Genomic DNA, 21,125 nt, shown 5'->3' with positions numbered 1-21,125 from the left:
AAAACATATATTATAAACCGACAAATTTTAGTAAATTTGCCAACTTAATTAATCAACGATATTGAGATATTACAATGAGCCAATTTAAAGAATACAAAAACCTCAACCTTATTGACGTAGCAGAGAATGTAGCGGAATTTTGGAAACAAAATAAAACCTTCAATAAGAGTGTTGAGATTCGTGAGGGGAAACCTGAGTTTGTTTTTTATGAAGGTCCGCCTTCAGCAAACGGTATGCCCGGAATTCACCACGTTATGGCTAGAGCGTTAAAGGATATTTTCTGTCGTTATCAAACTCAAAACGGGAAACAGGTTTTCCGTAAGGCGGGTTGGGATACACACGGACTTCCGGTAGAGCTTGGTGTGGAAAAAGAATTAGGAATCACTAAAGAAGATATTGGCTCAAAAATTTCTATTGAAGATTACAACAAAGCGTGTCGTGAAGCGGTTATGCGTTACACCGATGTTTGGAATAATCTTACCGAGAAAATCGGATATTGGGTAGACCTTGAAGATCCGTATATCACGTATAAGTCAAAATATATGGAGACAGTTTGGTGGTTGTTGAAGCAATTGTACAACAAAGATTTATTGTACAAAGGTTACACGATCCAACCTTATTCTCCAAAAGCGGGAACTGGACTTTCTTCCCATGAAGTTAATCAGCCCGGAGCTTACCGTGATGTGTCTGACACAACAATTGTTGCACAATTCAAGACACTTCCTGATACATTACCTTCATTCTTACAAGGTTTTGGAGATGTACATTTCTTAGCTTGGACGACAACTCCTTGGACGTTGCCTTCGAATACTGCTTTGACTGTCGGTCCAAAAATCGATTATGTTTTAGTTAAAACTTTCAATCAATACACTTTTGAACCAATCAATATTGTTTTGGCTAAACCTTTGGTTGGAAAACAATTCGGAAAGAAATTCAGTGAAGGAACAGACGAAGATTTCGCCAATTACACTTCAGAAAGCAAAGTTATTCCTTTCAAAATTCTAGCAGAATTCAAAGGTGTTGATTTGGTTGGAATTAAATATGAGCAGTTATTGCCTTACGCTCTACCTTACCAAAACCCAGAAAATGCTTTCAGAGTAATTTCAGGAGATTTCGTAACGACAGAGGACGGAACAGGTATCGTTCATACGGCGCCGACTTTTGGTGCTGATGATGCGAAAGTAGCGAAAGAAGCTACCCCTGAAGTTCCGCCAATGTTGGTTTTAAACGAGAACGGAAATCCGGTTCCATTAGTAGATTTACAAGGAAAATTTACTTCGCAAATGGGAGATTTTGCAGGTAAATATGTTAAAAACGAATATTATGATGCAGGAACAGCACCCGAAAAGTCTGTTGATGTTGAAATTGCGATTCGTTTAAAAGAAGAAAATAAAGCTTTTAAAGTTGAAAAATACGTTCACAGTTACCCACACAGTTGGAGAACTGATGAGCCATTATTATATTATCCATTGGATTCTTGGTTTGTAAAAATGACTGCTGTAAAAGACAGATTAGTAGATTTAAACAAAGGAATCAACTGGAAACCAAAATCAACTGGAGAAGGACGTTTCGGTAACTGGTTAGAAAATGTAAATGACTGGAACTTATCCCGTTCAAGGTATTGGGGAATTCCGTTGCCGATCTGGAGAACTGAAGATTTGAAAGAAGAAATCATCATCGGTTCCGTAGAAGAATTATACAACGAGATCGAAAAATCTATCGAAGCAGGATTGATGACAGAAAACCCGTTCAAAGGTTTTGAAATCGGAAATATGTCTGAAGAAAATTATTCTTTGGTTGATCTACACAAAAATATCGTTGATAAAATTGTTTTAGTTTCAGAATCAGGAAAAGCGATGAACCGTGAGAGTGATTTGATCGACGTTTGGTTTGATTCAGGATCGATGCCTTATGCACAGCTGCATTATCCTTTTGAGAATAAAGAATTAATTGACAATAATAAAGCATTCCCAGCAGATTTTATTGCGGAAGGTGTTGACCAGACTCGTGGTTGGTTCTACACGCTTCATGCGATCGGAACTGCCGTTTTTGATTCAGTTGCTTATAAAAATGTAATGAGTAACGGACTTGTTTTGGATAAAAACGGGGTAAAAATGTCAAAATCTAAAGGAAATGGAATTGATCCGTTTGAAACATTAGCAGTTTACGGACCGGATGCTACACGTTGGTACATGGTTTCAAATGCGAATCCGTGGGAAAACCTGAAATTCGATATCGAAGGAATTGATGAAACGAGAAGAAAATTCTTCGGAACGCTTTACAATACGTATTCATTCTTTGCTTTGTATGCGAATGTTGACGGATTTAATTATTCTGAAAAAGAGGTTGAAAATCGTCCGGAAATCGACAGATGGATTTTGTCTGAATTAAACTTATTAATCAAAGAAGTAAAAGCATTCTACGAAGATTACGAACCGACAAGAGTAGCAAGAGTCATTAATACTTTTGTAAATGATAATTTAAGTAACTGGTACGTAAGATTATGCAGAAGACGTTTCTGGAAAGGAGATTATTCAGACGATAAGATCTCAGCTTACCAGACTTTATATACATGTTTGGAAACAGTTGCAAAATTATCTGCGCCAATCGCTCCGTTCTTTATGGATCAATTGTATCAGGATTTAAATAAAGTAACAGGAAAAGAAAACGCGGAATCTATTCACTTAACAGATTTCCCTGTTGCTAATGAAAGTTTAATCGATCAAGATTTGGTTGAAAAAACACACTTGGCGCAAAATATTACGAGTATGGTTTTCTCTTTGAGAAAGAAAGAAAACATGAAAGTTCGTCAGCCATTACAAAAAGTGTTGATTCCTGTTTTAGACAAGAAAACTGAAGAGCAGATCTTAGCAGTTTCAGAGTTAATTAAACAAGAAGTAAATGTTAAAGAATTACAGTTGATAAATGCTGAAGAAGCATCACATTTAATTGTAAAACAGATAAAACCAAACTTTAAAACATTAGGTTCGAGACTTGGAAAAGATATGAAAACAGTTGGAGGAGAAATTACAAATCTTACTGCTGAACAAATTTCAGGTTTAGAAAAAGAAGGAAAAATAGACGTTCAAGGTTACGAAATTACGCTATCAGATGTTGAAATTTCAACAAAAGATATTCCAGGATGGACAGTAACTTCTGACGGGAAAACAACTGTGGCATTAGATTTGACGCTAACAGATGAGTTAAAATCTGAAGGGATTGCAAGAGAATTTATCAACAGAATTCAAAACCTTAGAAAAGAGCAGAATTTTGAATTAACAGACAGGATAAACATCTTTGTGGAAGAAAATTCACCTTTCTTAAATGATATTAAGAAAAATGAAGAATATATTTCATCAGAGGTCTTGTCAAATAAAATAGAAATTGTATCTTCACTTCCAAATTTTAACGAAATCGAAATAGATGAGGTTAAATTTAAGATAAATGTTGAAAAAAATTAACATATAGTTATTGTTTTTCAAATTCCATTTCATAATTTTATTAAAAAAGAGAAAAGAACATGTCAGACGAAAGAGTAAGATATAATGATTCTGATTTACAAGAGTTTAAAGCAATCATTAAAGAAAAAATAGAGAAAGCTGAAAGGGATTTACAGCTGATCAGAGAAAGTTTCATCAACGACCAAAATAATGGGACAGATGACACTTCTCCAACATTCAAAGCTTTTGAAGAAGGAGCTGAGACACTAAGCAAAGAACAAAACTCTATTTTGGCAGGAAGACAGGAAAAATTCGTGCGCGATCTTAAGAATGCTTTAATCAGAATTGAGAATAAAACGTACGGTGTTTGCCGAGTAACAGGAAAGCTGATTCCTAAAGAAAGATTATTGGCGGTTCCTCATGCTACTTTAAGCATCGAAGCGAAAAATATGCAGAAATAACCGTAAGGTTTGTAAAATAAATTTGGGTTTATATCGTATTTCATGAAATACTTTATAAACCTAATTTTTAATTTATATCCATGAACGAATTGTTAATTTTAGGGGTTATTCTTATTGTCGTATTAGCCTTTTTCAACAGAATTTGGATCAAAAACAAATTCTTTCCTGAGAAACACACAAACTATACGATGGATGATCAATTTAATTCCGATAAACGCGACAGGGAAAAAGAAATTGACTACCTTTTAAGCAAAATGGGCAAAAACGGAGTCAATGATTTGTCTGCTAAAGACAGAAAAAGATTAGACGAATTGTCTAAAAAGTAAATATTTAAATTAAGAAAAATGGAGTCTATAATAGTACACACTAAAAATGCAATGGAATTGAATGCGCTGAAAAGTGTTTTAAAAGATATGAACATCGAGTTCGAGAAATTCCATACCAAGATGCACCACAACACTAAGACGATTAAAAAAGTCATTGGTAAGAAAAACGAAAAAATAGGAAAACCTTATAAACCAAAAGGATTGTAATGAAGAAGATTACGCTTATCACTTTTCTTATTTTATTAATAGATCAGGCTTCAAAAATTTATGTAAAAACGCATTTCAATCTAGATGATAGCGTTTCCGTTTTACCTGGTTTCAAACTTACTTTTGTAGAAAATCCGGGAATGGCTTACGGACTTCATTTTGGTGGAGTTATTGGTAAATATTTCCTTGTTATCCTAAGAGTATTCTTGATTGGAGGTATGGTTTACATGTTCAAAAAGTGGTTACAACAGGGAGCATCCAACTATCTTATTATTCCAATGGCAGTTATTTTTGCAGGAGCAATAGGAAATCTTATCGACGGAATGTTTTACGGATTGCTTTTCGACAGCGGAACTGTGTACGACCCAAGTATAGACCGATGGATTGGTTATGGCGGAATTTCTAAGATTGTACCTATTGGACAAGGCTATTCTACATTTATGAGAGGTTGCGTAGTTGATATGCTTCACTTCCCATTAGTAGACTGGAACGTTCCTGAGAGTGTACCACTAATCGGTGGAAAACATCTTGAATTTTTCAAATATATTTTCAATGTTGCAGATTCAGCCATTACGGTAGGAGCAGTTTTATTACTGGTTTTCAGAAAAAAAGCTTTCCCGAACGGTCTGGAATTTTAAAAGATTTTACACTCGATGAAAAAACTAATAAAAACTACATTTAAAATATTCCTGCTTCTTATTGTTGCAGGATTTATTTTTATCGCTTGGGCGAATTACAGCATCAAAAAAGAAAGTGATGCGTCCGTATCCTACAATATCTCTGATGTTCCCGAAACAAAAACAGCTTTACTTTTAGGAACAAGCAAAAATTTAAACAGCGGACTTCCCAACGCCTATTTCTACAATAGAATACAAGCAGCAATAGATCTTTACAAAAGCGGAAAGATAAAATACATCATCGTAAGTGGAGATAACAGCACAAAAGATTACAACGAGCCAGAAGATATGTTATTAACCTTAATGAAATACGGAATTCCACAAGACAGGATTTTCTTGGATCATGCCGGTTTCAGAACATTGGATTCTGTTGTTAGGGCTAAAGAAATTTTTGGTCAAACGAAATTGGTTATTATTTCACAAAAGTTTCACAACGAAAGAGCAGTGTTTCTAGCCAAGAAAAACGGAATTGAAGCATACGGGTACAACGCTAAAGATGTTAATAAATATGCTGGTTTTAAAACTAATATGAGAGAATATTTAGCTAAAGCCAAAGCATATTGGGATCTTATTTTTGGAGTTGAACCAAAATTTGGAGGAGAAAAGATTTTGATTCCTTAATATTTTTTTCTTTCACAGATTATTCAGATTGTGCAGATTTTTGACGCAAAGTTTTTAATTTGATGACAATTAATTTTCTAAGTGAGCAAAAAATTAATCAACAAGTTGATTTGATGAAGCTCTGTTTTCAAGCTTCGCGCAGTAAATTTATTTGCCTTTGCTTTTCTAAAATAATAAATCTAATAATTAAATCTTTGCGTTTAAATTCAAAAATAAAACGCAAACATCCGTGTAAATCTGTGAAATCAGTGGTACAACTTTTATTGTACTTTAAACGGATTCTCGTAAGTTTGCAATTCATTAATTTTTATAAATAATTTAAACAAATGTCAAGAATTCTTACCGGCATACAAGCCACCGGAACACCACACCTTGGAAACTTGTTGGGTGCTATTATTCCTGCTGTTGAGCTATCAAAACAGGAAGGAAATGAATCATTTTTATTCATCGCAAATCTGCATTCATTAACGCAGATTAAAGACGCGAAAGAATTGAAACAAAACACCTACGAAATAGCTGCGGCTTGGCTTGCTTGTGGACTAGATACCGAAAAAACATTCTTTTACAGACAGAGTGACATCCCTGAAACCTGTGAATTATCTTGGCATTTATCATGTTTTTTTCCTTATCAGAGATTGACTTTGGCACATTCATTTAAAGATAAAGCAGACAGATTACAGGACGTAAATGCAGGTTTGTTTACGTATCCAATTTTGATGGCTGCCGATATTTTATTATATGATGCAGAGATTGTACCTGTAGGAAAAGATCAGCTTCAACATTTAGAAATTGCCCGTGATGTAGCTTCGAGATTTAATAATCAGATGGGTGAAGTTCTAGTTTTGCCACAATCTGAGCTTCAGGAAGACACAAAATATGTTCCCGGAGTTGACGGACATAAAATGTCTAAATCAAGAGGAAACATCATCAATATTTTCTTGCCTGAAAAGGAATTGAAAAAACAGGTGATGAGCATTGAGTCAGATTCAAAATCATTAGAAGAACCAAAAGATCCGGAAACAGATAAAACATTTGCTATTTATCAATTGGTTGCAACACCTGAACAAACCGAAGAATTAAGAGCTAAATATTTAGCCGGAAATTTTGGTTACGGACACGCAAAAAAAGAACTTTTGGATTTGATTTTAGAAAGATTTGAGAAAGAAAGAGAGTTATTCTCTTATTACATGAACAATCTTGATGAATTAGAAACAAAACTTCAGGAAGGTGCAGGAAAAACAAGAGCAATCGCTACTGAAACCATCAAAAGAGTAAGAGAAAGTTTAGGAATTTAATTCAAACTTTTTAAATATAAGAAAGCCTTTCAATGTGAAAGGCTTTTGTTTTTTGTAATTTTAATTGAGGATTAATTTTTCTAAACAATAAAATAATGTATCTCATCATCAAACTCATAAGTAATATTCCATCTTGGATATTGCTTTATAATTGTCTTAAAGATAAAATTCTCAAAACTTTAGATTCGTGATCTGGGATCATTTTTAACATCGTCAAAAAAGTCAATTTCTCTCTTATCTAACTACACCATTTTGAATATACAGATCAATTTTATCAATCACAAAAGCCGTTTTTTATAAATATTCTTTGATTTGTAAAAGATGCGTGATAGCCTTCAAACCTTCTTCTTGTTTATTCTCTCTATAAACATCAAAGAAAATAACATCAATTCCAAAGTTTTGAGATCCTACAACATCGGCAATCCAATCGTCACCTATCAAAATACTTTCTTCTTTTTTAGCATTTGATAAGCCTAAAGAATATTCGAAAATTTCAGGATTAGGTTTTCTTACACCAACAGAATCGGCGCTTGTAATGGTATGGAAATAATGTGCAATACCCGACAGAATACATTTTCTTTCGGTGACTTCCTTGAAGCCGTTGGAGATAATATGAAGCGTATAATGTTTAGATTTTAAGTATTCCAAGATATACTCTGCACCTTCTACCAATTCATTATGATTGAGAATTTTATCTAAAAAATGCTCCTCAAAATACATGGAAAGTTCTTTATTCTCAACTCCAAAATGTTTGAAAGTATCATAAAAACGATGCTCTCTCAAATATTCTTTTCCGATGAGTCCGTCTCTTATATCTTCCCAAAGTTTTTCATTGATCTCATGATAAACAGCATGAAATTCTTCAAAATCAATATTGTATTTTAAAGTTATTTCCTGTGCTTCAAAGAGTGTTTTGATGGTAAGATAGGCGTTCTTACGGTGATCCCAAAGCGTATTGTCGAGATCAAAAAAAATGTGCTGAATTTTCATACAGCACAAAATTAATACTTTTAATTTTTAGAGATCGGATAATTCTTACTCTTAGTTTTAATTACATCAATATTTTTAGAAAAATTGAGTAAGAAATCAATTGTTTCTTTTTTAGGTTTCAAAGCTTTCACTTTTAAGGAATCATTTTTTCTCATAGGCGATAAATGTTTTTCCTTAAAACGAGAATTTTTAAGAATTATTATCTCGTTAGGATGATATTATTCTCATCCATGATTTTTCTCAGGTTTATTAAAGCATAGCGTACTCTTCCCAACGTGGTATTGATGCTCATATCCGTATGATCTGCGATTTCTTTAAAGCTTAATCCGTCAAAAAATCTTAATTTAATTACCTCCTGTTGATTTTGAGGTAAAAATTGTAACATTCTCAACAAGTCTTCCTGAATTTGATTAGTAACCAATTGATCTTCAATATTTTCAGAAGGTTCTCTGATAAGATCAAAAATAGAATATTCGTCGGTCTCAAAAGTAGTTTCTGAAACTTTGATGTTCTTAGATTTTAGTCTGAAATGGTCTATAATAAGATTGTAGGCAATTCTTTTTGCCCAAAGGATGAATTTTCCTTCTTCGTTGTAACGGCCTTCTTTCAGCATTAGAATGATTTTCATGAAAGTATCCTGAAAAACATCATTAGCTAGATCCTCATCATTAATTTTATAAAAAATGAATGTAAAAAGCTCTCTTTGGTGACGGTGAATAAGCGTAGATAATGCCGACTCGTCTCCTTCCTGGTAAAGGGAAATTAATAAACTATCCGATTTTGATTTCATAACTCTTCTCAATAATAAAAAAATTTGTAGACAAACTTTCTTCCAGATAATTAATCTGGTTTTAGCCGTAAATACAAAACAGTTTTCTAGAGTAAAGTAGAATCAATAGGCGGTACAATTTTTCTTGATGTAAATATAATAATTTTTTAATAACTGTTAAGCTATTATTAAATTTTTACAAGAAAAATCTAAAAAAAATCACTTAAACATGTCATGAATGAATACAGTAGGGATATTTAGTGTAAAATTAACATTCAGACCTTTCATTTCTTTGCCGTTTAAATTGCCAATTGGGAATGCATAACCTCCCGTAAGATCCAAAATTCCGAAAAGAGTGACTCCAATTTTCGGCGCAACGTACTTATTTGTTCCCTCCGCTCCGATTAAAAAGTAGTAAGAATGATAGAAATCTACATCTTTTTGAAAGTTTAATAAAACATCCGCCTGCAATTTCGGCATTATGGCAAATTCAGAATGAGTAGATCCCATCAAGGCAGAAGCTCCCAACCTGTAAATAACATCATCATTTTTCAGGAAAAGCAATTTACCTCCTAGTTCTCCAAAGCTCTGGTTTTGGTAAGTATATCCTACTGTAAGCATTTTATGCATCGTGTATTGAGCTTTAATAAAAATGCTTAAGAAGAATATAGATAGAATGGTTATTGCGAATCGAAAATTCATCATCTTTAAATTATTTGAATGTAAAATTAAAAAAAACTGCCTTACCTGAAAGATAAAGCAGTCATTTTATTATGTTAGAGAAAAAATTAAATCCCGAAAGAAGCTTTAATTTCGTCTACTTTGTCTAGTTTTTCCCAAGTAAAGAACTCCAACCCTGTAAGCGTTAATTCATTCTTATGACCTTTATTGAAAGTTTTATCAGCTACATAATGCTCTCTTCCCATGTGTCCGTAAGAAGCTGTATCCTGATAAATTGGGTTTCTTAATTTTAAGTTTTGCTCAATTGCGTAAGGTCTAAGATCGAAGATTGTAGATACCTTTTTAGCAATTTCACCGTCATTAATAGCAACTTTTGAAGTTCCGTAAGTATTGATGTATAAACCACAAGGTTCAGCAACACCGATAGCGTAAGAAACCTGTACCAAAACTTCGTCAGCAACACCTGCAGCTACTAAGTTTTTAGCGATGTGTCTTGTTGCATACGCAGCACTTCTGTCTACTTTTGAAGGATCTTTTCCAGAGAATGCACCACCACCATGAGCACCTTTTCCACCGTATGTATCAACGATGATTTTTCTTCCTGTAAGACCTGTATCTCCGTGAGGACCTCCGATTACGAATTTCCCTGTTGGGTTGATGTGATATTTGATTTGATCATTAAATAATGCCTTAATTTCCTCAGTTTGTAAGGCAACAACTCTAGGAATTAAAATATTTTTGATGTCTTCTCTGATTTTGTTCAACATTTCTTCTTCAGCTGCAAAATCATCGTGCTGAGTAGAAACTACGATAGAATCAATTCTTACCGGCTTGTGATCGTCAGAATATTCGATTGTAACTTGGCTTTTTGCATCCGGACGAAGATATTTGATTTCAGAATCTTCTCTTCTAATCGCAGAAAGTTCTTTAAGAATAGTGTGTGCTAAATCTAAAGCCAAAGGCATGTAATTTGCCGTTTCGTTCGTTGCATAACCAAACATCATTCCTTGGTCACCTGCACCTTGAGCGTTTGCTTTAGCTTCAAAAGATTCATCATTTACAGCTCTGTCAACACCTTGGTTGATGTCCGGAGACTGCTCGTGAATTGCAGAAATAACTCCACAAGAATCACCATTAAACATGTATTCTCCTTTTGTATATCCGATACCGTTGATAACTTCTCTTGCAATAGTCTGTACATCTAAATAAGCATCAGACTTCACCTCACCTGCCAAAACCACCTGTCCTGTCGTAACAAGAGTTTCACAAGCTACTTTCGAGCTTTTATCGTATGCTAAAAAATGATCGATTAATGCATCAGAGATCTGATCGGCAATTTTATCTGGATGCCCTTCTGAAACTGATTCAGACGTAAATAAATAAGACATATTATTCTATTTGTTTTTTTAGATTAAAAATATACGAAGAAAAATATGAATAAATTGCCAGAAAAGCTCAAAATAGAAATACTGTTTTAGCTTTTTTTTATAGAGGTTGCAATCAGGTCAAATTTTTCCTCGTTCGTAAACAGTGCAAATTTAAGTACTATTTTTTTAATACTCAAAACTTTTGTTTACTAATTATAATTTTCTTTAAATTAATGATTTATCAATCTTTAAGAAAAATAAACTACTGTGGTTTTATACTTACGAATTCTTTTGGGCTTTCGTTGTAATTTAGTTTTTCTTTTAAAGATAATCTGATAGAATTCGATAATTCATCAATAATCTTTTGTTTGAAAGTAGGCTTATAATAAATGATACTTATCTCTCGGTAAGGGAAAGGTTTTTTAAATCTGAACACATTTCCTTTTTGTTCTTCGGAAAGTTGGCTTAAAGCTAATTCAGGCAAAATACTGATTCCACCCACTTTATCAACCATATGCACCAAAGTCTGAATATTAGAAGCTAAGAAATCTAAATTCTTAGGTTTCAACGTATTCTCTTTTAAATGACAGATATTTTCAAATTGGTTTCTTAAACAGTTTCCTTCTTCAAGCAACCAAACTTTTTCAACATTAAGATCTTCTGGAACAACGTAAGAATTTTTCTTATTAGCTTCAGTATTTGAACTGTAGATCATTAATTCTTCATTGAACAAGAAGTCCTGATAAAATTCGTCAGCAGTATCATAAGGTGTTGAAATAATTCCAGCATCCAGTTCTCCGGCTTTTAAAGCTTTAATGATACTATCAGTGGTCATTTCTTTTACATTCATCTGAATTTTCGGGTTCTCTTCCAAGAATGCAAAGATTTCAGTTGGTAAAATAAATGAAGAAACAGTAGGAATAATTCCCAAGTTAATAGTACCTCCTAAAATATTATTTAAAAGGTTCGCTTTATTCTTCAGTTCATTGACAGATTCTATAATCACCTTCGCCTGATCAATGATCTGCAACCCCACATCCGTTGTACGAATCGGGTGAGTTGTTCTGTCGAAAACCTTTACATCCAGCTCATCTTCAAATTTCTGTATCATTGCACTCAATGTAGGCTGTGTAATGAAGCAGGCTTGAGCTGCTTTACCAAAGTGTTTATACTTATCTACGGCGATAAGATATTCCAATTGCTGAATGTTCATTTGATTAATATTATCTATTACAAAGATATGATGTTTTTGTTATTGGCAATCAAAATTTCAAGTAATTTTGATATTTACTACCTTTACATATTGGTATATAAATAGTAAATCAATCATTCAAATCATAACTATATGGATTCTAAAAAATTAACATTAAGTAGTGGTGCCCCATATTATGAGCATCAGGATTCACAAACGGTTGGTCCAAGAGGCCCTGTATTGTTACAGGATTTTATACTTCAGGAAAACCTTGCTCATTTTGTAAGAGAGAGAATTCCTGAAAGAATTGTTCATGCAAAAGGAACCGGAGCTTATGGGAAATTGACCATAACACACGATATTAGTAAATATACAAAAGCCAAATTATTCTCACAGGTTGGGAATTCATGCAAAATGTTTGCCCGTTTCTCTACAGTTGGGGGCGAAAAAGGAAGCGCAGATACCGCAAGAGACCCAAGAGGATTTGCTCTAAAATTTTACACAGAAGACGGAAATTGGGATTTAGTTGGAAACAATACCCCTGTATTCTTTATTAAGGATGCTAAAAAATTCCCCGATTTTATTCATACTCAAAAAAGAGTTCCAAGAACGAACTTAAAAAGCGCCACAATGATGTGGGATTTCTGGAGTTTGAATCCGGAATCGCTTCATCAGGTTTTAATTTTAATGTCAGACAGAGGAACTCCTCACGGATTCAGACACATGCATGGTTTTGGATCTCACACGTTTTCAATGATTAATGCCAATAACGAAAGAGTTTGGGTGAAGTTTCATTTTAAAACAAAACAGGGCGTTAAAAACTTCACGAATGAAGATGCAGTAAAAATGGCAGGAGAAAATCCTGATTTTGCTCAGGAAGATCTTTGCAATGCTATTGACAACGGAGATTTTCCAAAATGGACAATGTACATCCAAATAATGACCGAAGATCAGGCAAAAGATTTCAGATGGAATCCTTTTGATATAACTAAAGTTTGGTTTCAGGGAGATTTTCCATTAATTGAAGTTGGTGAAATGGAATTAAATGAAATTCCGGTTAATTATTTCACTCACGTTGAACAATCAACCTTTTCTCCGAGCAATTTAATTGACGGAATCAGTTTTTCTCCAGACAAAATGCTTCAGGGAAGATTATTTTCTTATCCCGATGCTCACAGATACAGAGTTGGAGTCAATGCTCATCAATTAGAGGTTAACCGTTGTCCGTTTGCCGTTAATAATTATCAGAGAGATGGTTTTATGGCAAATTCTAGTCAATATCAGGACAAACCCAATTATCATCCTAATAGCTTTGATGATATTAAGGCAGATTCAGCTTATAAAAATTTCGAATATGAACTAGACAACAATCACGTTGCCAGCTACAACCGAAACGAAAATGATGACGATCACTACACTCAGCCAGGCTTATTATATACAAAAGCAATGAATGCAGAAGACAGAGAAAATCTGATTCACAACATTGTTGGAAGTATGAAAGGAATTGATGGTCCGAAGAGGGATGAAATTATAAATAGACAGTTGTGTCATTTTTTTAGAGCAAACATAGAACTTGGCATGAAAGTGGCTTCGCAACTACATGTTAACATTGATGCAAATATGATGAATCATTCCAAATAAGCATATTTGAATGATATTTTCAATTAAAAGGAAAAAAAAGTAAGATTTTTTCCTTTTTTTTGTAAAAAATTTATAATTTGCACAGAATAATATTTTAAAGTGAAAAATGAGTTACGAGAATATATTATTAAATAAAGAAGATAAATTATCTATAATCACAATAAACAGACCTGAAAGCTTAAATGCTTTAAATGCAAAGACAATTCAGGAGATAAGTTCAGCGTTAGAAGAATTAGATTCTGACCCCACTTGCAGAGTAATTATTCTTACCGGAAGCGGAGAAAAATCTTTCGTTGCCGGAGCTGATATTAAAGAATTTAGTGATTTTGGACAAGAAAAAGCGGAAGAATTAGCCAGAAACGGACAAAACTTCCTTTTTAATAAAATAGAAAACCTATCCAAGCCTGTAATTGCCGCAGTAAACGGCTTTGCACTAGGAGGAGGTTTAGAGCTTGCCATGGCGTGCCATATCAGATACGCATCGGAAAATGCAAAATTGGGGCTTCCAGAAGTTACGTTAGGATTAATTCCTGGGTACGGAGGAACTCAAAGATTACCGAAGCTTGTAGGAAAAGGCCTTGCCAATGAAATGATCTTCTCAGCCAAAATGATCCCCGCTCAAAGAGCCAAAGAGATCGGACTGGTAAATGAAGTATACCCTATCGAAGATTTATTAACAAAAACTAAAGAATTAGCAACAGTTATTGCCCGCAACTCACCGATGGCAATATCAAAGGCAATAAATGCCGTGAATTTATCTGATACGGAGAAAGGTTTTGAAACTGAGATCAAGTATTTCGGTGAACTTTTTGAACTTAATGATAAAAAAGAAGGAGTTTCTGCTTTTATTGAAAAAAGAAAGCCTAACTTCTAAGAAAATTAATCCAATTATTTCGAAAAAAAACAATGACGTTGTATGAATAAGTTTGATAAAGCTTATCTAAAAATGGCTCTCGAATGGGCAAACCTTTCCTACTGCAAACGAAAACAAGTAGGAGCTCTTATCGTAAAAGATAGGATGATTATTTCAGATGGTTACAACGGCACTCCTTCGGGATTTGAAAACTGCTGTGAAGATGAAGGGGGAAAAACACACTGGTATGTACTGCACGCAGAAGCTAACGCGATATTGAAGTTAGCCTCTTCTACACAATCTGCAAAAGGAGCAACGTTATATTTAACGTTATCACCTTGCAAAGAATGTAGCAAACTTATTCTGCAGGCGGGAATTTCCAGGCTAGTGTATATCAATGAATATTCGGACGATGATGGGATATCGTTCCTGAGGAACCATAATATTGAAATAGAACAAATATCGGATTGTGAACTAAAAAAATAAGCACAAACAATGACTTGGGATGAAAAAATTAAGGATTTTGAAATATTTCTTCGATTCGAAAGAAATTTTTCAGAAAACACTCTCGACGCTTACGTACGAGACATTAAGAAATTAAGAGAATACGCAATAGAGGATCTGGAAAACATCGGTCCGGGTTCTATAGGGTATGAAAACCTGCAAGAGTACATCTTCAACCTTTCCAAACAAAAATTCAGCGAAAGATCACAGGCAAGATGGATTTCTTCTATAAAAGCTTTCTTCAAATTTTTACTTGAAGATGAGTTTCGTGAAGACAATCCTGCATCTTTGCTTGAGGGCCCCAAGTTGGGATTATATCTTCCTGACACATTAAGCCTTCCTGATATCAATAAGATTATCAGCGCTATAGAAGTGTCTTCAGATCTTGGAAAGAGAAATCAGTGTATCATTGAGGTACTTTACGGATGCGGACTCCGAGTTTCGGAACTTATTGATCTTAAAATTTCAAACATCAATTTCGTAGAAAATTACATCAAAGTGAACGGAAAGGGTAACAAAACCCGTTTCGTACCATTGGCAGATTTTACTGCAGATCTGTTGAAAAGCTACATCGAAGACACTCGTTCGAAGTGCAAGATCAATAAAAAGTACGAAGATTCACTATTTCTGAACAGCAGAGGAACCTCTATGTCCAGAGTAATAGTATTCTTAATCATAAAAGAGCTTACAGATAAAGCTGGTGTAAGCAAAAAAATATCTCCACACACGTTCAGACATTCTTTTGCAACGCATCTATTACAAAATGGTGCAGATCTACGTTATATACAAGAAATGCTTGGTCATTCCAGTATTACAACAACGGAAATCTATACGCATTTGAAAACAGAAGAACTTCGCGATGTGATATTGAATTATCACCCGAGAAATATTAATATTGCTCAATGAAAATATTGAAATATTGCCCAAGCTGTGGCAAAGAATCTCTACATTGGGACGGCGAAAAAAAATGGAGCTGCCCCAATTGTAACTTCAATCTTTACAATAACGTTGCCGGTGCAGTAGCAGTGGTCATAAGATGTGGGGATGAGATTTATCTTACCAGAAGAAATCAGGAACCTAAAAAAGGAAAACTTGATCTGGCGGGAGGTTTTGTAGATCCGAGAGAAAGCGCAGAGGAAACCTGCAAAAGAGAGCTTTTTGAAGAACTTCAGCTTGATATCAATATTTCAAACTTAAAGTATTTAACGAGTCTTCCAAACGTTTATCAGTACAAGGAAATAGATTATAATACGATCGATTTGTTTTATGAATACAATGTTTCGGAGAAATTTGAAGTGAATATTGAGTTGTCTGAAATCTCAGAAACGCAATGGATTCCTTTAAGTGAAATCAACCTCGATGATATCGCTTTTGATTCTCAGAAAATATTTTTTGAAAGGTATTTAAAGAATATTTAATTCTTAAAAATATATCATCTCTCGCAGATTTTATGAATTAATGATAAAATAATTATCAGCTAAATTTGTAAAATCTGCGAGAGTTTTTTTTGAATTAAATTAATACGTTTTATTCTTGAGCATTTCCTCAAAGTAAGAACCAATAAGCTTTCTTTCAGCATCAGAAAGATTAGCTTCTTTATGATAAGGAATATATCCCGGCATTGGCATCATCCTGTTCTGAACACTTTCTGCAGCTCTGCTAAGCATATTTTCTTTCAATTCTTTGTTATAAGTTCCCCAAATTGAAAAATTAAGACGTTCTCGCCCTTCATTTACATGGCTTTTTAGAGACCATGAAATTGGAGCGATAAAAGCATATTTAGGATAAACCGTTTCATTGGAATGGCAGTCATAACAAGCACCTTTTATCAAGTCTCTTATCTTTTGCGGAGTCTTTTTAACATCCACAAAATTCACCGCATGATTCACCGGCTTATTAACTCTATCGATCGGAATAAACTGAATGATAGCAAAGCCCACCAAACTCCAAAACACAATTTTCTTAAAAGTCTTCATATTTTCTTACTTCACAGGAGTTAAAACAGCACCTCCTGATTTCAACTCACGATTATTTGCATCTTGCTTTACAGGTTTTTCCTGCGCATTTGGAAAAGGTGTTGATGTTTTAGGAGCAGAGGTTTTAGGACTGTCCAGCGTTCTCGTATCTTTTAAATCCCAAGTTTCATTGGTTTCCCACAACGGTCTTATGACAGCGAGTTTGTAGAACACATAGGAATCTTCGGCAAAAGTTTCATTTAAGAAATCAGATTCGTCCCAATATTTATTTTCATTATTATCAACCAAAATTCGGACGATGTATTCGGCAGGTTTTAAGATGTCGAATTTCACTTCACTTCCTTTTGTATATTTCTGATAAATAATTTTTTCTGATGCATCTAATAACTGAATCCAGTAACTTGTAGCAGGTGCATTTTCAAGTTTTAATGTTAAGTTACCGTAATTTTCAACTTTATCGGCTTCAAAATCGAAACGTTTTGATTCCGAACTTTTAGCATAAAAAGATGAAACCGTTGTCTTTGGAACCGTTAATTGATATTTTTTACCAACAATAAAATCTGATTTAATTAAAATCTGATACGGATTGGTTTCAGAAATCTTAGCCGTAAACTCCTGAGTAGTTAAACTATCGCTTTTCAGGACCCATTTTTCAGGATTTATTTTATCGATGATATAATTTGAAGTGATCTTGAAATCCGTTTTTGGAGGTAATAAGCCGCCATCATTATTAGAAATTTGCATTTCATTTTTAGCATTCTGCTTGTAAAAAACAGAAACTGTATCTTTTTTGTTATCAACATCATAACTGAATTTCAAGTTTTCAGTTGTTCCCTGTCCTACCTTTTGGGCAACAGCATCAAACCAGATATTGATAGAATCTGATTTCGGTCGATGAGTAACTTTTATATCCCGAAGTTTATCGTTGATTGAAAGAACTTTAACATCGGTAGGATTTCCTTCGAATGTCATTAAAATCCCGCCCGGTATTTCTTTCATTTCACCATATTTCAGAGCTTTTTTAGACGGATAAACTTTTAAATTTAATCCAGAAACAGATTTTTCAACATCTACAGCATCTTTCTGGAAACCAACTTTCTCTTTTCCAGGATCGTACATTGAGTTTCCGTTTTCATCTTCAAAAGCCAGAATCTTATATTTACCCGGAGACAAATAATTCAGTTCGTAATAACCGTCTGTATCAACTTTCGTGATGTAGTAAGGTTTTTGTTTATAATTAATAGTGTCTTTTACCTGATACAATCCTACAACAAGTTTATTTTCAGCACTTTCAGATTGTTTTTTTATCGCTAAGGCGTCTTTAACCTCACCACTGATATACAAATCATCCAGCTTATCTCCTGTAGAAAAAGCAAAATTGAAATAACGAAGAATATTGGCTTCATTATTATCAACAATAGAATTTCCGAAGTTGAAATTATAAGTTGTGTTCGCCTGTAAAGTATCCGTCCATTGGATTAGAACATATTTATTGGCAATATTTGAAGGCAAAATACGCTTGATATTTTTGATTGGCGGAGAAATAATCAGGTTTTTGTTGATGTCTTTCAGCGTGATATATTCATTAAAATCAAGGCGAAGTTCACGAATATCTCTTGAAACATTGATCCTCGTTGTATCAATATTTGAGCTTAAAAATTTTGGAGCCAAAGAATCTTTAGGTCCACCAACCGGAGAGCCCACTCTTGCGCACGATTGCAAAAGAAAACCTATAATAAATAAGAGAAGAAGTCTTTTCATGAATATGTTTAAGCAAAAGTAAACATTATTCTGTAACATCCTGCCCGCCATTTAAAGAATCTTTATTGTCATTCATCACACTGTGCAGCTTATCTTTCTGCACCGGAAAATCTTCAAATAAGCCGGATAAAGCAAGTGCAGTATACACTTTGTTTGAATATTTATTTCCGATCGCTACAATGGTTACTTTTGATTTTAACAAATGAGCAAAAACAGAATTTGTTCCGTGCCACCAGCCGTTATGATAAGTCAATTTCTCGCCGTTATCAAAAATTTTCATCCTGAATCCTAAACCATAATTGTTCATTCCTGCTTTTTCATTACTGTAAGGAGAAAAAACCATTTCCATCAATTCAGGTTTTAAGAAGTCTTTTGAGAACATTGCTTTTGAGAAATTATAAAGATCTCTTGGCGTTGTGTAGACATTTTTATCCCCATAAATAAGGTCTAATCTATCTAAAGGATATAATTTACCTCCATAATAAAAAGATTGTGACGCTGTAGGAATGTCTTTTTCCTGAAAAATGTAACTGTTGGTCATTTTCAGCGGATTGAAAACCATTTCTTTCATCGCCTGAGGAAAAGGAGTTTTTGTCACTTTTTCAATTAACAAAGCCAATAAAGCAAAATTGGTGTTGCAATACATGAAACCAGTGTCAGTATCTCTTGCCAGCTCAGGTTTGTATTTAATGATCATATTTAATACATCCTGATTAGTAATGTACGGTTTTGCAAGCTCAGGAGATGTTGGTGGAATTTTAGCAATAAAATATTCATACTTTGGAAGACCACTTCTTTGATCCAATAAAGTCTGAACCGTCACATTCGGGTAAGGAAATCCCGGGAAAAATTGGGTAAGGTGATCTGTAAATTTTATTTTTCCGGCTTCGATTAATTTCATCATTGCCATTGCCGTCAATGTTTTTGAAACTGAAGCAACATGCAAAGGTGTATTTTTATCAATCGCTGCCTGGTTCCCTTCTCTACTGAAGCCTCTGTAATTTTCATATAGAATATCGTCACCTTTTGCCACCAATATTCCGCCACTCAGATCGCTTCCTTCCCAAACTTTTTTGTAGTACTGATCGATATAACGAACAAGTGAAGCTTTGTCAGAAAGCTGTCCGTCACCTTTTGTGAAAACATTACTAAGATCTACGCTTCCATAATTGGGGAGATCGGTGGTATTTTCAGTTACAGATTCTTTAGAGTCGGATTTTTTTTTACAGGAAAAAATAAGTAAAAAAACAGCTAAAATAAGTAAAAAGTTACGCTTCTTCATGAGTTTCGAAAATGAGAGGCAATTTAATAAAACTCAAAATAAATATGGAATTCTTGCTGTAAATTATGAATTATTTAACATAAAACTGTAAAAAGATGAAAACGATAAATTTATAATTGAGGTTTATTTAAGCAAACTGAGCAACAATCTTATCAACGATAACCTGCGCAAGCTTTTCTTTACTTTGATGTGTCCAACCCGCAATATGAGGCGTTACGATTACTTTTTCAGAATCTAAAAGATATTGCAAATCATCATTTTCTGTTTCAATATTTTCGAAAGAAGACTTTTCATATTCTAAAACATCGAGACAGGCTCCTTTTACTTTTCCAGATTTCAAGGCTTCGACTAAACTTTTAGTTTCTATGTTTTTTCCTCTCGCTGTATTCACAAAATAGAAATCATTTTTCATATCAGAAAGGAATAGCCCGTCAATTAAATAATATGACAAATCCGTCAAAGGAATATGTAAACTTAAAACCTCAGCTTTTTCTTTTAATTCTTCCAAAGAAACCTGTGTTGCAAATTCATCAGAAAGATCCGGTAAAATATCATGGAAAATCACTTTACACCCAAAACCGGAAAGTCTTTTCGCTGTTGCTTTTCCCATGTTTCCGTAACCAATTAGACCAACCGTTTTTCCTAATAACTCGTCACCTCGATTTTCTTCACGCAACCAAATTCCGTTCTTTACTTCTTGGGAAGCGATGAAAAGTCGATTCATTAAAATCAACAACATTCCGACAACATGTTCTGCGACAGAATCTCTGTTTCCTTCGGGAGAATTGATTAATTGGATACCCAATTTTTCAGCAACAGGAATATCAATATTCTCCATCCCAGCTCCTACTCTTGCAATGAATTTCAGGTTTTTACCCTTCTCCAAAAAGTTTTTATCTAAAGGAATTCGGCTTCTGATAATGACTCCGTCGTAGTTTTCAATTTTATTGCAAGCCTCATCGTAAGAAGACGTAAAATCTTCTTCCAATATAAAGTTTTTCGCTAAAAGCTGTTCAGTAATTAAAGGATGGTTTTTATCTAAAAGTAGGATCTTCATAATATTTAAACACAAATGACACAAA

21 protein-coding genes are annotated in these 21,125 nt (G+C 34.0%); 12 read left to right on the top strand and 9 right to left on the bottom strand.

Annotation, left to right across the window (positions count from 1 at the left end; all coding sequences use genetic code 11):
* Nucleotides 1–74: 74 nt before the first annotated feature.
* From ileS to trpS, 7 genes are all read left to right on the top strand, one after another.
* Nucleotides 75–3,461, top strand: a complete 3,387-nt coding sequence (ileS, locus tag A0O34_RS10790) for an isoleucine--tRNA ligase (RefSeq protein ID WP_066754509.1) — start codon at nucleotides 75–77, stop codon at nucleotides 3,459–3,461.
* A 59-nt stretch (nucleotides 3,462–3,520) separates the two neighbouring features.
* On the top strand, nucleotides 3,521–3,901 hold the full coding sequence (locus A0O34_RS10785; RefSeq protein ID WP_066754506.1) for a TraR/DksA family transcriptional regulator: 381 nt from the start codon (nucleotides 3,521–3,523) through the stop codon (nucleotides 3,899–3,901).
* 80 nt (nucleotides 3,902–3,981) lie between these two features.
* Nucleotides 3,982–4,227, top strand: coding sequence for a DUF6576 domain-containing protein (locus A0O34_RS10780; protein ID WP_066754503.1), 246 nt, complete (start codon nucleotides 3,982–3,984; stop codon nucleotides 4,225–4,227).
* A gap of 18 nt (nucleotides 4,228–4,245) precedes the next feature.
* On the top strand, nucleotides 4,246–4,434 hold the full coding sequence (locus A0O34_RS10775; protein WP_054512790.1) for a DUF2683 family protein: 189 nt from the start codon (nucleotides 4,246–4,248) through the stop codon (nucleotides 4,432–4,434).
* Complete coding sequence (locus A0O34_RS10770; RefSeq protein ID WP_066754501.1) at nucleotides 4,434–5,072, top strand: lipoprotein signal peptidase; 639 nt, start codon at nucleotides 4,434–4,436, stop codon at nucleotides 5,070–5,072. Before A0O34_RS10775 ends, A0O34_RS10770 begins: the two co-directional genes overlap by 1 nt.
* Before the next feature lie 15 nt (nucleotides 5,073–5,087).
* Nucleotides 5,088–5,732 (top strand): SanA/YdcF family protein, encoded by a 645-nt coding sequence (locus tag A0O34_RS10765; RefSeq protein WP_066754499.1) that lies wholly within the window; start codon nucleotides 5,088–5,090, stop codon nucleotides 5,730–5,732.
* 326 nt (nucleotides 5,733–6,058) lie between these two features.
* Entirely contained in the window at nucleotides 6,059–7,027 is a 969-nt protein-coding gene (gene trpS, locus A0O34_RS10760; RefSeq protein ID WP_066754497.1) for a tryptophan--tRNA ligase, read from the top strand.
* A gap of 294 nt (nucleotides 7,028–7,321) precedes the next feature.
* Here trpS and A0O34_RS10755 read toward each other — a convergent pair whose 3' ends face one another.
* The 5 genes from A0O34_RS10755 to A0O34_RS10735 form a co-directional block, all read right to left on the bottom strand.
* Nucleotides 7,322–8,017 (bottom strand): YjjG family noncanonical pyrimidine nucleotidase, encoded by a 696-nt coding sequence (locus A0O34_RS10755; protein WP_066754493.1) that lies wholly within the window; start codon nucleotides 8,015–8,017, stop codon nucleotides 7,322–7,324.
* A 199-nt stretch (nucleotides 8,018–8,216) separates the two neighbouring features.
* Entirely contained in the window at nucleotides 8,217–8,807 is a 591-nt protein-coding gene (locus A0O34_RS10750; RefSeq protein ID WP_066754491.1) for an RNA polymerase sigma factor, read from the bottom strand.
* A 198-nt stretch (nucleotides 8,808–9,005) separates the two neighbouring features.
* A complete protein-coding gene (locus tag A0O34_RS10745) occupies nucleotides 9,006–9,491 on the bottom strand; it encodes a hypothetical protein (RefSeq protein ID WP_082891141.1) in 486 nt (161 codons plus the stop codon).
* 83 nt (nucleotides 9,492–9,574) lie between these two features.
* Nucleotides 9,575–10,855, bottom strand: a complete 1,281-nt coding sequence (gene metK, locus A0O34_RS10740; protein ID WP_066754489.1) for a methionine adenosyltransferase — start codon at nucleotides 10,853–10,855, stop codon at nucleotides 9,575–9,577.
* A 241-nt stretch (nucleotides 10,856–11,096) separates the two neighbouring features.
* Entirely contained in the window at nucleotides 11,097–12,047 is a 951-nt protein-coding gene (locus A0O34_RS10735) for a LysR substrate-binding domain-containing protein (protein ID WP_066754487.1), read from the bottom strand.
* A 132-nt stretch (nucleotides 12,048–12,179) separates the two neighbouring features.
* Here A0O34_RS10735 and A0O34_RS10730 point away from each other — a divergent pair, with 132 nt between their 5' ends.
* The 5 genes from A0O34_RS10730 (at nucleotide 12,180) to A0O34_RS10710 (ending at nucleotide 16,442) form a co-directional block, all read left to right on the top strand.
* Entirely contained in the window at nucleotides 12,180–13,667 is a 1,488-nt protein-coding gene (locus tag A0O34_RS10730) for a catalase (protein WP_066754485.1), read from the top strand.
* 106 nt (nucleotides 13,668–13,773) lie between these two features.
* Nucleotides 13,774–14,541 carry an enoyl-CoA hydratase/isomerase family protein gene (locus tag A0O34_RS10725; RefSeq protein WP_066754483.1) on the top strand — a complete coding sequence of 256 codons (768 nt, stop codon included), beginning with the start codon at nucleotides 13,774–13,776 and terminating at the stop codon, nucleotides 14,539–14,541.
* A gap of 42 nt (nucleotides 14,542–14,583) precedes the next feature.
* Complete coding sequence (locus tag A0O34_RS10720) at nucleotides 14,584–15,006, top strand: deoxycytidylate deaminase (protein WP_066754482.1); 423 nt, start codon at nucleotides 14,584–14,586, stop codon at nucleotides 15,004–15,006.
* A gap of 9 nt (nucleotides 15,007–15,015) precedes the next feature.
* Nucleotides 15,016–15,930: a site-specific tyrosine recombinase XerD gene (gene xerD / locus A0O34_RS10715; protein WP_066754481.1), complete on the top strand. Its 915-nt coding sequence runs from the start codon at nucleotides 15,016–15,018 to the stop codon at nucleotides 15,928–15,930.
* Complete coding sequence (locus A0O34_RS10710) at nucleotides 15,927–16,442, top strand: NUDIX hydrolase (protein ID WP_066754479.1); 516 nt, start codon at nucleotides 15,927–15,929, stop codon at nucleotides 16,440–16,442. Before xerD ends, A0O34_RS10710 begins: the two co-directional genes overlap by 4 nt.
* Before the next feature lie 99 nt (nucleotides 16,443–16,541).
* Here the strand turns inward: A0O34_RS10710 and A0O34_RS10705 are convergent, their stop codons facing one another.
* The 4 genes from A0O34_RS10705 to A0O34_RS10690 form a co-directional block, all read right to left on the bottom strand.
* Nucleotides 16,542–17,000: a heme-binding domain-containing protein gene (locus tag A0O34_RS10705; RefSeq protein ID WP_066754477.1), complete on the bottom strand. Its 459-nt coding sequence runs from the start codon at nucleotides 16,998–17,000 to the stop codon at nucleotides 16,542–16,544.
* A 6-nt stretch (nucleotides 17,001–17,006) separates the two neighbouring features.
* The gene (locus A0O34_RS10700) at nucleotides 17,007–18,761 is read right to left on the bottom strand and encodes an Ig-like domain-containing domain (RefSeq protein WP_066754476.1); all 1,755 of its coding nucleotides are present in this window, start codon (nucleotides 18,759–18,761) and stop codon (nucleotides 17,007–17,009) included.
* Between the two features lie 25 nt (nucleotides 18,762–18,786).
* Nucleotides 18,787–20,043, bottom strand: a complete 1,257-nt coding sequence (locus tag A0O34_RS10695; protein ID WP_066754475.1) for a serine hydrolase domain-containing protein — start codon at nucleotides 20,041–20,043, stop codon at nucleotides 18,787–18,789.
* A 127-nt stretch (nucleotides 20,044–20,170) separates the two neighbouring features.
* Entirely contained in the window at nucleotides 20,171–21,100 is a 930-nt protein-coding gene (locus tag A0O34_RS10690; protein WP_066754473.1) for a 2-hydroxyacid dehydrogenase, read from the bottom strand.
* Between the last annotated feature and the right edge of the window lie 25 nt (nucleotides 21,101–21,125).

It is taken from the genome of Chryseobacterium glaciei (assembly GCF_001648155.1).
Taxonomy (GTDB): Bacteria; Bacteroidota; Bacteroidia; order Flavobacteriales; family Weeksellaceae; genus Chryseobacterium; species Chryseobacterium glaciei.
The sequence above is the reverse complement of the archived record's forward strand: the minus strand, read 5'-3'. Positions and strand labels throughout refer to the sequence as shown.